General features: G+C 72.1%; 9 protein-coding genes and 1 pseudogene. 6 read left to right on the forward strand and 4 right to left on the reverse strand.

The features are described from left to right. Together CXP56_RS18655 and CXP56_RS18660 are read left to right on the forward strand one after the other, a co-directional pair. Positions 1-255: pseudogene (locus tag CXP56_RS18655) on the forward strand (hypothetical protein); the annotation flags it as partial. 3 nt (positions 256-258) lie between these two features. Continuing rightward, a complete protein-coding gene (locus tag CXP56_RS18660) occupies positions 259-1,020 on the forward strand; it encodes an ESX secretion-associated protein EspG (protein ID WP_028848945.1) in 762 nt (253 codons plus the stop codon). Between the two features lie 54 nt (positions 1,021-1,074). Here the strand turns inward: CXP56_RS18660 and CXP56_RS18665 are convergent, their stop codons facing one another. Together CXP56_RS18665 and CXP56_RS18670 are read right to left on the reverse strand one after the other, a co-directional pair. Further along, positions 1,075-2,211, reverse strand: a complete 1,137-nt coding sequence (locus CXP56_RS18665) for a winged helix DNA-binding domain-containing protein (protein WP_286902185.1) — start codon at positions 2,209-2,211, stop codon at positions 1,075-1,077. Between the two features lie 17 nt (positions 2,212-2,228). Continuing rightward, the gene (locus tag CXP56_RS18670) at positions 2,229-2,630 is read right to left on the reverse strand and encodes a DUF3224 domain-containing protein (protein ID WP_028848946.1); all 402 of its coding nucleotides are present in this window, start codon (positions 2,628-2,630) and stop codon (positions 2,229-2,231) included. A gap of 61 nt (positions 2,631-2,691) precedes the next feature. Here CXP56_RS18670 and CXP56_RS18675 point away from each other — a divergent pair, with 61 nt between their 5' ends. Beyond that, positions 2,692-3,699, forward strand: coding sequence for a helix-turn-helix transcriptional regulator (locus tag CXP56_RS18675; protein WP_286902186.1), 1,008 nt, complete (start codon positions 2,692-2,694; stop codon positions 3,697-3,699). Here the strand turns inward: CXP56_RS18675 and CXP56_RS18680 are convergent. Continuing rightward, positions 3,666-3,968, reverse strand: coding sequence for an MGMT family protein (locus CXP56_RS18680; protein WP_028848948.1), 303 nt, complete (start codon positions 3,966-3,968; stop codon positions 3,666-3,668). The genes CXP56_RS18675 and CXP56_RS18680 overlap by 34 nt on opposite strands. Positions 3,969-4,054: 86 nt before the next feature. On the opposite strand from CXP56_RS18680, the gene CXP56_RS18685 reads away from it, so the two are divergent. From CXP56_RS18685 to CXP56_RS18695, 3 genes are all read left to right on the forward strand, one after another. Beyond that, entirely contained in the window at positions 4,055-7,282 is a 3,228-nt protein-coding gene (locus CXP56_RS18685) for an ATP-dependent helicase (RefSeq protein ID WP_245566736.1), read from the forward strand. Beyond that, the gene (locus CXP56_RS18690; protein ID WP_051310429.1) at positions 7,279-10,581 is read left to right on the forward strand and encodes an ATP-dependent helicase; all 3,303 of its coding nucleotides are present in this window, start codon (positions 7,279-7,281) and stop codon (positions 10,579-10,581) included. Before CXP56_RS18685 ends, CXP56_RS18690 begins: the two co-directional genes overlap by 4 nt. A gap of 113 nt (positions 10,582-10,694) precedes the next feature. Beyond that, positions 10,695-11,120 (forward strand): hypothetical protein, encoded by a 426-nt coding sequence (locus CXP56_RS18695; protein WP_156899381.1) that lies wholly within the window; start codon positions 10,695-10,697, stop codon positions 11,118-11,120. A gap of 34 nt (positions 11,121-11,154) precedes the next feature. On the opposite strand, the gene CXP56_RS18700 is transcribed toward CXP56_RS18695, so the two are convergent. Further along, positions 11,155-12,111: a neutral zinc metallopeptidase gene (locus CXP56_RS18700; protein WP_051310431.1), complete on the reverse strand. Its 957-nt coding sequence runs from the start codon at positions 12,109-12,111 to the stop codon at positions 11,155-11,157.

Consider the following 12,111-nt stretch of genomic DNA (forward strand, 5'->3'; position numbering starts at 1 on the left):
CCCGGCATGGGCGGCGTCGCCGGCGCGGCCGGCCAGCGTGGCAAGGGTGCCGAGGACTCCGAGCACAAGGACAAGTACGCGGTCAAGGAAGAGTTCGACGAAGGCCTGAAGGTCGAGTACGACGAGCTGGGCGCCAAGGCCATCGACGAGACGACGGGCCACACTGTCGTCAACCCGGTGATCGGTGCGGCGCCCGAAGCGCCGTCGTCGCAGCAAGTGAAGCCGCACACCCAGTACAAGGACAAGGACGCCTAGGACGTGTACGGTCCGATCCTGACCGCCTCGCCCCATGCCCTCGAGCTGGTCGCCGAGTGGGAACGAGCCGGCCGGCTCAACCCGGTCCTGCGGCCGGTGGCGGTGTTCTACGGTGACGGTGACGCACGCCCCGATCCGGCCAAGGAACTCGCCGACCGCGGTCTGCTGGAAAGCAAGAATCGGGCCGTGGATGCCGTCCTCGACGTGCTTCCTGCCCTGTGCGAGCCGTCGCTGGAGTACGTGGCGGACTTCCGGGTCGAGGACAGCAAGTACACCGCCCTGGCCGCCCGGAAGAACCGGAGCGGAGTGCTCGCGGTGCGGGAGCGCAACCAGAAGGCCGGCACGGACATCGTGCGCTTCCGTGAGGTCGACCCCGACGACCTCATCGGCGCTCTGCTCGACCTGCTCGAGCTGCAACCCGGCAGCGGCCCCCTGGTGAGCGTGAACCTGCACGACGTCAAGGAGGCGAACGAGCGCGGGGCCGTGGCGCCGGTGAGCTTCGAGCACCAGCAGCTGCGGTCCTTCATCCAGCGTCCCCAAGCCGGTCCCGCCATCGAGATCGTGGTGGGAGTCCGCGACGACAGCGGCAAGGTGATCCACACCGAGCGGCCGCTGCACATCGCCGCGCTGGACTGGGGTCACTTCCTCACCTACACCGTGGGCGAGGGACGGGACGAACGCTTCTACGGCGGCCCGGCCACCGCCGACCACGTCCGCAAAGCGCTTGCCGACCTGAAAGCCACCCTTACCCAGCCGGCGTTCTGAACCCAGCCCGAACGCTGACTGGCCACCCACGGGTGTGGGCGCGCGAGCACCGCGCTAGGCGAAGCCGACGGTCGCCTGGTCGAGCCCGCGGGCGCGTGCCGTCCGCGTCGCCTCGGCCTCCAGCTCGCTCACGTCCGGCCGGTGCCTGCCGGTCAACGGGCTGACCGTCACCTCCAGCCGCTGCCCGCGGGCCCGAGCGCGCCACGTGGCCACGATCTCGCCGTCGGCCACCACCACCCCCGGGTTGCCGAGGATCCGCCACACCTGCTTGTGATTCTCCTTCTCCGGCACCAGGACCGCCCGGTCCCGTGCCTGGAGCAACGGGTCGGCCGGAGGAAGCAGCCGCACGAACGAGGGCTCGGCGGGGCTCTCCAACGCCGGAAGCGCGTCCTCGGGCAAGTACGCGGTCTTCCCGTCGACGTCGACCGCGGCAAGCCCGTCGGGCCACATGCGCTTCGCCACCGACTGCGTCGTCCCCAGGAAGCCGGACGCTTCGGCCGGGGTCGCCGGGCCATGCACGCGCAGATACTCCTCGATGACCCGCCTGCCGGTCGCCGGATCGGGCTCCCTCGTGACGTCCTCCCACCCGTCGATCGGGGTCAAGGTGGCCGGTGAGACGTCCGGTTCGAGCCGGACACCCGCACGCAGCGTGGCCAGCCGCATCAGCTGCTCGTGGATGTGCGTGGCTTGACATCTCCGGCACCAGCGGACCAGCCCGGGTGGCAACACCTTGGTCACCGCCTCGCTGGCCGCGCCCTTGGTCATCGTGGCCCCAACGACCTCGCGCAGCCGCTCGGCCGCCGTCGTCAACGCTTCGGTGACCGGCATCCCGGCCTCAGCGACGTCCCGGCGCTGCCACGCCATTCTGGCCTGCGCGTCGCCGTCGTCCAACGGCACCAGCGACTGGGCCACCCACGGAAGATCGGCGGCATGGTGCAGATGCGGAGCACCACGGTGCGACCACGCCAGCGTCAGGTCGGCGGCCCGCAGCTCCTCGGCGAATCCCGCCCCGGCGAACCGTTCCGGGTCTCCCGCGAGCCGGGTGGCCAGCGCCAGGCGGGCAGCCACCTGCGAGGCATCCTGCACCCCCAACCGCAGCACGGCGAGCTTTCCCGGCTCGTCGTGCGGGCGATGCAACTCCTGAGCGGCGATACGGAACGCCAGAACCTGCTGGCGGTCGACGTGCAACACGGTGGCTCCCGGTGGACTCAGCCGAAAACGGGCTCGAAGGTGTAGTTCATCGTCTGCGACGACCCGGAGGTCGTGCCACTGCCGGTCATCCCGGTGAGCTCACCGGTGGCGGAACCAGGCACCACGGTGAACGTGCTGCTCACGTGGTGCGTGGCGGCCGAAATGCGGTATTCGTGGCGCACGATGAACGAGCCCTTCCTCCCCTCCACTGTGCCCTCGATCCGCTCCAAGGCGAACGACGTGCTGTCGCCGTCGTCACCGGTCTCGGCGTAGTAGAGCAGAGCGTCGGCGATCGACGCGCCCTCGATGAGCCCGGCGTACTCGTACGTGGCGTGGGCATGAGCGACTCGTGGCGTGCCCTTGCTGCCGCTGACGATGTGCTCGTCCCAGGTCTGCACGGTGAGGGTGTTGTCGGTCATGAGCTCATCGTCCGCTCATTTCCTGACAACTTCTGTCATGTTTTCTGGGAGAATTGCCGACATGCGCGCCAGCCGGCTGCTGTCGGTGCTCCTGTTGCTGCAGAACCGGGGCAGGCTCACCGCTGAGCAACTTGCCCAGGAACTCGAGGTGTCGGTGCGCACCGTGTATCGCGACATCGACGCCCTGTCAGCCGCGGGTGTCCCGGTCTACGCCGAGCGCGGACGCTCCGGTGGCATCCAGCTCGTCGGCGGTTTCCGCACCAGGCTGACCGGACTGACCGAAGCCGAGGCACAGGCGCTGGCCCTGTCCGGCCTGCCGGACGCCGCAGCCGAGCTGGGACTCGGCGCCACGCTCGCGGCCGCTCAGCTCAAACTCAGCGCGGCGCTGCCGCCCGAGCTCCGGGCGCGCGCGAACACCGTTGCCCAGCGTTTCCACCTCGACGTGCCCGGCTGGTTCCACGACGTGGAGAGCCCGCCGCACCTGGCCGCGGTAGCCGATGCGGTGTGGAACGAACGCGTACTGCGTATCCGGTACGTGAAGTGGGGCAGGCGAGAAGTCGAGCGGACGGTCGAACCGCTCGGGCTGGTCCTCAAGGCCGGCCAGTGGTATCTGGTGGCGCGGGTCGGCAACACGGCGACCACCTATCGTGTCGGGCGGATTCAGTCGGTGGACGTCCTCGGCCAGTTCGATCGCGACCGGGTGGCCGCCGGCTTCGACCTCGCGGAGTTCTGGTCGTCCTTCTCCGAACAGTTCGAGCAGCGGCTCTACCCACGCACCGCGCGCGTGCGGATGTCGAAGCTGGGGCGCGCGCTGGCACCGGTGTATCTCGGCGCGGTCGGGCAGAAGGCCGTGGAAGAGGCCGAGGCCGCAGGCGCCGATGTCGACGCCGAAGGCTGGCAGGAAGTGGAGCTCCCGGTCGAACAGGGCAGGCCGGCGATCGGCGAACTGCTGCGCTTCGGACCGGAGATCGAAGTGCTCGAGCCCGCCGACCTGCGTGCCGAGCTGGCCGAAGCCGTCCGCCGCATGGCAGCCGCCTACGACTCCGGCTCGGCGGGCAGCCAGCGATAAGTGCGCATGTCGACGCGCTGCCGGTCGGCCAGCACCCCCTCGGCGCGCAACCGCTCGAGCTGCTCGCGCCGCAGATGCGGGGCAGGGGTGCCGTCCGCCCGGAGCACCCGGTGCCACGGCAGGTCATGACCGTCTTCCCGCAGCACCCTGCCGACCAGCCGAGGCGTCGAAGCGCCCGCGACGGCCGCGACGTCGCCGTAGGTGCTCACCCGGCCAGGAGGAATGCTCGCCACGACGTGCCTGATGCGCTCGTGCAGCTCCTCGTCCACGAGCCGAGCCTACGGCCGGGCACCGACCTCGGACGTACCCGGAGTGTGCTCCGGACACCGTCGGCCCGGCATGGTTCCATCAACTCATGCCCGACCCCCACCTGCTCGCTGAGCCCGGCATGCCCAGCGCCACGGGTGGACCGGCGCCGACGCTCGTCAGAGCGGACCGGGCGCGGCCGGCCGGCTGGCAATGGGACGGCGAAGCCCAGCAGCTGCTCGACGGCCGCGAAGGGTTCGTACGCGTCGTCGGCGGCCCCGGCACGGGCAAGACGTCGCTGCTGGCCGAGGCGGCCGCTCGGCGCATGCTCGACGACGGGCCGGACCGTGTGCTGGTGCTGACCAGCACCAGAAAGGCCGCCGAGGCCCTTCGCTCGCAGATCGCCCGCCTGTTGACCCACCTGTCCGGAGAGCAAGCCTCCGCTCCGCGCGCGGTCCGGGAGCCGATGGTGCGCACCGTCCACTCCTACGCCTTCGGCGTGCTGCGTGCCCAGGCAGCCGAGGAGGGCTCGCCACCGCCGCGCCTGTTGTCCGGGCCGGAACAGGATGCCGTGGTCCGGGAACTGCTCGCGGGTGATCTGGCGGACGCCATGGACGGCCACGACAGCTACTGGCCCGAACGGCTCAGGCCGGCCCTGACCGTTCCCGGCTTCGCCGAGGAACTACGGGATCTGCTGATGCGGGCAGCCGAGCGGGGGCTGAGCCCGGAAGACCTGGTGCGCCTCGGGCGCCGGAAGAAGCGCGACGAATGGGTCGCCGCGGGGACGTTCTGGCAGCAGTACGAGCAGGTCACCCGTTTGCGCGCGGCCGGAGGCAGTGCGCTGGCGGTGCCGCCTGCCGCCGCGTACGACGCCGCGGAGCTGGTGACGGCGGCATTGCTGTCGCTGATGGACGACGACAAGCTGCTGGCTCGGGAGCGCGAGCGCATCCGGCATCTGTTCGTGGACGATGCGCAGCACCTCGCCCCGTTGCAGTGGCGGCTGATCCGGCTCATCGGCACCGGCGCGAAGCAGTTCGTCGTGGCGGGTGACGCCGATCAAACGGTGTTCTCCTTCCGCGGAGCCGAGCCGGTCGAGTTCGTCGAGGCCGACCCGGACGGCAAGCACACCGTGACGCTGCGGCAAGGCAGGCGGATGGCGCGTTCGGTGCGTGAGGCCGTCGCGCGCCTGGCCGAGGCGGCGCCGCGGCCGCACCGGGTGCCCGACGTCGCGCCGGATCAGCCGGACCTGGGTGTCGCGGTCCGCCTGTTCCGGTCCCCGGCCGCGGAAGCGGCATGGGTCGCCGACCAGCTCCGCCGGGCCCACCTCGTCGACGGCATTCCCTGGGACGAGATGGCCGTCGTCGTCCGGTCTCCCGGCCGGACCTTCCCGGTGTTGCAGCGGGCACTGCGATGGGCCGGAGTGCCCATCGCGTCGGCCGCCGATCACCTGCCGCTGGCGCGCAACCCCGCCGTCCGCCCGCTGCTCACCGCACTGCGCGTGGTCGCCCACCCCGAGCAGCTGACCCCCGAGCTGGCCGACGAGCTGTTGTCCTCACCGCTCGGCGGCGCGGACCCGCTCGCGCTGCGCAGGTTGCGGCGCGGCCTGCGCCGCCTCGAGCTGACCACCGGCGGCGACCGGTCCAGCGACGAGCTGCTGGTCCAGGCCATCCGCGACAACGACCCGCTCACCGCGCTGGCCGACAGCGAAGCGGGCCCGCTGCGCAGGCTGGCTGCGGTGCTGTCGGCAGGCCGTGCCGCGATCGACCGCAAGGCCGACGTCGAGCAGGTGCTCTGGGACATGTGGCAGGCCTCCGGGCTGCAGCAGCGGTGGCTGCGGCTGTCCGAGCGGGGCGGATCGCTCGGCCGCCAGGCGGACGCCGAGCTGGACGCCGTCGTCGCGCTGTTCCACGCCGCGGCGACGTATGCCGACCGTCTCCCGCAGGAAGGGGTGGACGGGTTCGCCGACTACCTGTTGTCGCAGCGGATCGCCGGGGACAGCCTGGCGCCGTCGGCGGTGACGTCGGCGGGGGTGGAGCTGACCACGGCGCACGGTGCGGCCGGGCGCGAGTGGACCGTCGTCGCGGTGCCGGCCGTGCAGGAAGGCAGCTGGCCCGATCTCCGCCCGCGCGGTTCGCTGCTCGGCGTCGAGCGGTTGGTCGACGTGCTGTCCGGGGTCGACGCCGACACGGTTTCCGCGATCGCGCCGGTGCTGGCCGAGGAACGGCGCCTGTTCCACGTGGCCTGCAGCCGGGCGCGCAGCCGGCTGCTGGTCAGCGCGTGTGCCGGAGACGACGAGCAGCCGTCCCGCTTCATCGACGAGCTGGGCGTCGAACCGGTGGAGGTGACCAGCAGTGCGGGGCAGGCCGTGCAGCGGCCGCTGGTGCTGTCCCGGCTGGTCGGCGAGCTCCGTGCCGCCGTCTGCGACGAGCAGGCCGATCCCGGGCGCCGCCGCAGGGCGGCGCGGCAGCTGGCCCGGCTGGCGGCCGCCCGCGTGCCCGGCGCGCACCCGGACAGCTGGTACGGGTTGGCCGAACCGTCCACCGACAGGCCGCTTGCCGGGCCGGACGAGCAGCTGACCGTGTCCCCGTCGACCGTCGATCTGCTGGATCGCTGCCCACTGCGGTGGCTGTTGGAGCGGCACGGCGGCACCGACCCCGCGCAGCTGGCCGCGGTGACCGGCTCGCTGGTGCACTGGCTGGCGCAGCGAGCAGCCGACGGAGCTACGGTCGAGCAGCTGCGCAAGGAGCTGGACACGGCGTGGCGCAAGCTGGACGTGGGCGCGCCCTGGTTCGCCAGGCGCGAGCGCGAGCGGGTGCACCACATGCTGGACGCCTTCCTGGAATGGTTGCGGCGCAGCCGCGACCAGCTGACCGAACTGGCCGTGGAGTTCGACATCACGGTCGAGTTGCCCCCGGCGGCCGACGGCGTGCAGCGGGTACGCATCCGCGGGCGGGTGGACCGGCTGGAGAAGGACGGTTCGGGGCGCCAGGTCGTCGTCGACATCAAGACGAGCAAGTCACCGGTCAGCGCCCAGGAGGCGGCCGAGCACACCCAACTGGCCACCTACCAGCTTGCGGTGTGGCTCAGCGGCGGTGAGCCCGGCGGCGGCCAGCTGCTGTATCTGGCCAAACCGGACAAGAAGACCGGTGCCGGGAAAGTCGTCAGCCAGCCGCCGCTGGACGAGCAAGGCAGGCAGGAGTGGCTGCATCGGGTTCGGTCCGCAGCCAGGGCAGGGGTCGGCCCGGTGTATGTCGCCAGGGCGAGCACGGACTGCGGCCGCTGCCCGGTCCGGGCCTGCTGCCCGCTCCAGCCCGAAGGCAGGCAGGTGCCGTCATGACCACGTCGACCACATCGCCGCGGCTCCGGGCACAGGCCAGCCCGGAGCGCATCGCGGAAGCCCTCGGCCTGCCGAGGCCGACCCCGGAGCAGGCCGCGGTCATCGCTGCTCCTGCCGAGCCTGCCCTGGTGGTGGCCGGTGCGGGTGCAGGCAAGACCGAGACCATGGCCGCACGGGTGGTGTGGCTGGTGGCCAACGGCTACGTCGCGCCGGAGCGGATCCTGGGCCTCACGTTCACCCGCAAGGCCGCACGTCAGCTCGGCGAGCGCGTGCGGGCCCGGCTGCGGCGGCTGGCCGGCTCCGGCCTGCTCGACGAGGTGGACCCGAGCGGCGGGATCAAAGCCGCACTGGTGGCGGGCGAGCCCACGGTGCTGACCTACCACGCCTACGCCGGACGGCTGCTGTCCGAGCACGGCCTGCGGATTCCGGTGCAGCCGGGCGTCCGGCTGTTGTCGGAGACGGCGTGCTGGCAGCTGGCGCACAAGGTCGTGGCTTCGTGGGACGAGGACCTGGAGACCGACTACGTCCCGCAGAGCATCACCGAGCAGGTTCTGCAGCTGGCCGGGGAACTCGGTGAGCACCTGGTGGACGTCGACCAGCTGCGCGCCTACACCGAGTGGCTGACCGACCTGATCCTGAACGCCCCGCGCGCCAAGGGACAGCGGGCGCAGCTGCGGTCCGACCTGCAGCGGATCGTCGACCAGCAGCGGCTGCGGCTCCGGCTGCTGCCGCTGGTGGAGGAATACCGGCGGCGCAAGTTCGCCGAAGGAGCGCTCGACTTCGCCGATCAGATGGCGCTGGCCGCGCGGCTGGCCGCCGAACACCCCGAGGTGGTGGAGATCGAACGACAGCGCTTCGGCGCGGTGCTGCTGGACGAGTACCAGGACACCGGGCACGCGCAGCGTGTCCTGCTCCGCGCACTGTTCGGCGCCCAGCCGGGGCGCACGCCGCAGCCGCCGCCGATGCCGGTGACCGCCGTCGGTGACCCGGTGCAGGCGATCTACGGCTGGCGCGGTGCCAGCGCGGCCAACCTGCCCCGATTCACCAGCGACTTCCCGCGCTCTGGCGGCCGCCCCGCGGCGAAGTACGGCCTGCTGACCTCGTTCCGCAACCCACCGCAGGTGCTGGCCCTGGCCAACGCGGTGTCGGCGCCGTTGCGGGCGAGCAGCGGCGCCGGGGAGTTGCGGCCGCTGCCGAGCGCCCCGCGCGCCGATGTCCGATGTGCTCTCCTGCCGAGCGTCGGCGCCGAACGCGCCTGGCTCGCCGAGGAGATCGCGGAGCGCTGGCACGCCGCCACCGCATCCGGATCGCCGCCGACCGCGGCGGTGCTGGTCCGCCGCAGAGCGGACATGGCGCCCATCGCCGCCGAGTTGCGAGCGCGCGGGGTTCCGGTCGAAGTCGTCGGCCTCGGCGGGTTGCTGGCCGAGCCCGAGGTGGCGGATCTCGTCGCGACGTTGCGGGTGCTTGCCGACCCGCTGGCCGGGAGTGCGGCCGCGCGATTGCTCACCGGTGCACGGTGGCGCATCGGCGCGGCCGATCTGGCCGCCCTGTGGCGCCGGGCCAGGGAGCTGGCCGCGGTGCCGGAGGGCAACGAGGACTCGGCGCTGGACGCGGCGGTGGCCGAGCGGGCGGAGCTGACCGGCCTGGTCGACGCCATCGACGACCCCGGCCCGGCCGAGCGCTACTCGGCGGAGGGCTACCGGCGCATCACCGCGCTGAGCCGCGAACTGGCCGGCCTGCGCTCGCGGCTGGACCAGACGTTGCCGGAGCTGGTCGCCGACATCGAGCGCACCATGCTGCTCGACGTGGAGGCGGCCGCCCGGCCGGGCAGCGTCGGCCGGGTTCACCTGGACGCGTTCGCGGACGTGGTCACCGAGTTCGCGGAATCGTCCTCGTCGCCGACGTTGTCGGCCTTCGTCGACTACTTGGCCGCGGCCGAGCACGCCGAGGACGGTCTGGAACCCGGCGAGGTCGTGGTCGCCACCGATCGGGTGCAGATCCTCACCGTGCACGCGGCCAAAGGCCTGGAATGGCAGCTGGTGGCGGTGCCGCATCTGGTCGAGGGGGTGTTCCCCGCGAAGCGGCGGGGTGGTTGCTGGCTGACCTCGGTGACCGAACTGCCCGCCGCGCTGCGCGGCGACCGGATCGACCTGCCGGAGCTGCGGCTGCACGGCGGCGAGGACCGCAAGCAGGTGGCCGAGGCCATTCAGCGCCACCAGGAAGATTTCGCCCAGCGGCACGCCGACGAGGAGCGCCGCCTGTGCTACGTCGCGCTGACCAGGTCCGAGCACACGTTGCTGCTGTCCGGGCACTGGTGGGGCGAGACCGCCAAGAAGCCGCTCGGGCCGTCGGTGTTCCTCACCGAGGTGGCCGACAAGCTGCGCGACGACCCGTCACGCGGCTCGGTGGTCGAGTGGGCGGAACGGCCGGACGAGGAGCAGAACCCGTACCTGGCGCAGACGCGCGAGGCGCACTGGCCGGCCGACCCGCTGGGGCAGCGGCGGGAAGCGGTGGCCACCGGGGCGGCGATGGTGCTGGAGGAACTGGCCCGGCTCGACGCCCAGGACGAGGCCGCCGATCAGGTCCCCGGTTCCGAACACGGCCCCGACGACGATCCGGAGAGCTGGGCCGCCGACACCGACGTGCTGCTGGCCGAGCGCGCTCGCGGCCAGCAGGAGACCACCCGGGTCGTGCTGCCCGACCACATGTCGGTCAGCCAGCTGGTCGACCTGGCCGCGGACCCCGGCGCGCTGGCCCGCCGGCTGCGCAGGCCGCTGCCGCAAGCGCCGAACACGGTGGCCAGGCGCGGCACCGCCTTCCATGCCTGGCTCGAGCGCCGGTTCGGCGTCGCCCGGCTGCTGGACTTCGACGACCTGCCCGGTGCCGCCGACACCGATGCGGAGGCCGATGCCGACGCCGAGGCGCTGCGGGAAGCCTTCGAGCGAAGCGAATGGGCCCATCGCACGCCGTACGACGTGGAGGTGCCGTTCGTCTGCGAGGTGGACGGAGTACTGCTTCGCGGGCGCATGGACGCCGTGTTCGCCGATCCGGACGGCGGGTGGACGGTGGTCGACTGGAAGACCGGGCAGATGCCACCGGAATCCCAGCAGCGGGCGCTGTCGGTGCAGCTGGCCGCCTACCGGGTGGCTTGGGCGTCGCTGAACCGGATACCGGTCGGCAAGGTCCGGGCCGCGTTCCACTACGTGCGGTCGAACCGCACCGTGCGCCCGGTGGACCTGCTGGACGCCGACGGGCTGCGCGACCTGCTCCGCTCGGTGCCCGCCGCCGGCGATGCGTGAGCGGCAACCGCCGCGGCCTGCGATGGTGAAGGTCGCGGCGAATGGGGGCTGAGAATCCGATGCCGATCTGGAACGATCGTGGCGTGCGATCGGGTGCGGGCGAGGTGAGCTCGATGTCGGCGACCGTGCGCGGTGTGCTGCTCGCAGCGGTTGTCGGCTTCGTCGTGCTGTTCGTCACCGGCTCGTACGGGCACGAGGTGTTCGCCGAGGAACCGGTCGCCGAGCGAGTGGTGCCCGCCAAGGTCGTCGAGTCCACGCCGTGCACCGAGCCCAACCCCACCGAGAAGGTCACCGTGACCCTGGGCGAGGAGCAGCGGGACGCGACGCTGTCCGCGTGCGGTCACGAGAAGGGGGAGAAGCTCAACGTCGTGGTGCCTGCGCAGGTTCCGCTCGGCGCGCTGACGGTGCGCAGCGCGCAGACCGTCACCGGGTTCGACAGCGTGCGGAGGTCGATCGGGCTGGGGTTGATGAGCCTGGCGTGCATGAGTGGCGGGCTCTACGCCTGGCTGGTCACCCGCAGGCGGCGCCGAGCCCGGTAGGCCGTCGCAGGCCGCGTGGGCCGTCGGCACACGGTCAGCTGACCTCGCTTGCCGGAGCCTTGAACGTGTTGCAGTCGGTCAGCCGGTTGTCCAGCGCGCCCTTGCGCCACCACTTCGCGTAGTTCTCGTTGCTGCCGTGGTCGTGGCCGCCGGACGTGTCGTCCCCGCGGGTCTCCTGGTCGTGCCAGGCCCGGTCGTACATCTGCCGGTCGATCGAGCCGCCCCGGTCCACGTGCGAGCCGAGGAACAGCCCGGAGAAGCACTGCGCCTGCAGCTCCTTGCGCCTGCTGATCTCCTGCGCGCGAGCCGTGCCCTCGCCCGCCTGGTAGATCTGCCGCCACGCCGCGTCCATGATCCCGGCCAGCTCCTGCACGTGGTGGCCGTACTCGTGGGCGATCAGCGCCAGGTACACGCCGGGGTTGTCCTGGTACTGGTCCAGCTGCAGCCCGGCGAACGGCAGGAACAGTTCGCCCTCGCAGTAGTAGGCCGCGGTCTGGATGCCGACCTCGATGGTGCCGCAATCGCTGGCGAAGCTCTGCCCCTCCGGGAAGTACAGCCGCGGTGGGGTGAACGGCAGGCCCAGTTCGCGCAGCACCGGCTCCCACGCCCGGTCCAGGCACCGGGTCGCGGCCCGGAAGAACCGCTTGGCGGTCGCCTGCGAGTTGTCCCACTCCGGCAACCGGCAGGCGTTGTTCGGCAACCCGAGGCCCGGCGTGGTCACCAGCGGGTGGTCGGCGAGCTTGATGATCTTGCGCGGCGGCTCGGCCTCCGGCCCGGCGGTCTGGTTCGACCCCGCCGCGCCCGCCCCGCCCGGCTCCCGCTTGCGGGCATGCTGCGCGGCCGGCGAGTGGTCGTCGGAGCCGAGCACGTCGACGAGCATGATGATCCCGCCCGCCAGTGCTGCGATGATGGCTGCGCAGACGGCGACGACGACCAGCCGATGGACACGGTCCGGCTTCCCGGTCAACTCGGATCCGTCAGGCTCCGGCAT

It is taken from the genome of Thermocrispum sp., from assembly GCF_002919275.1.
Classification (GTDB): Bacteria; Actinomycetota; Actinomycetes; order Mycobacteriales; family Pseudonocardiaceae; genus Thermocrispum; species Thermocrispum agreste.